The sequence below is a fragment of the Pseudomonas sp. AC463 genome (assembly GCF_979253585.1).
Genome location: NZ_CEEDDZ010000480.1, coordinates 1 through 283, shown reverse-complemented (window position 1 = coordinate 283; position 283 = coordinate 1). Strand labels below are relative to the sequence as shown.

General features: G+C 61.1%; 1 protein-coding gene. It reads left to right on the top strand.

What is annotated here, in order from left to right:
• Positions 1–13: 13 nt before the first annotated feature.
• A partial coding sequence (locus tag AC0IYH_RS31055; RefSeq protein WP_471838034.1) for a S41 family peptidase occupies positions 14–283 on the top strand: 270 nt, incomplete at its 3' end.

The following is a 283-nucleotide window of genomic DNA, read 5'->3' as shown; positions in this document are numbered from 1 at the left end:
ATTCGACCAATTCATGGACGTGTTCAACCGCATCAAGTCGGATTACGTCGACAAGGTCGTCGACAAGACCCTGATCACGGGCGCGATCCAGGGCATGCTGACCAGCCTGGACCCGCATTCAAGCTATGTCGACGCGCTCGATTTCCAGAATCTGCGGATCATGACCGAGGGCAATTACGGCGGTCTCGGCCTGACCGTGTCGATGGAAGACGGCGCGGTGAAGGTCGTGGCGCCGCAGGAGGATACGCCGGCGGCACGTGCGGGCGTGAAGGCGGGCGATTAC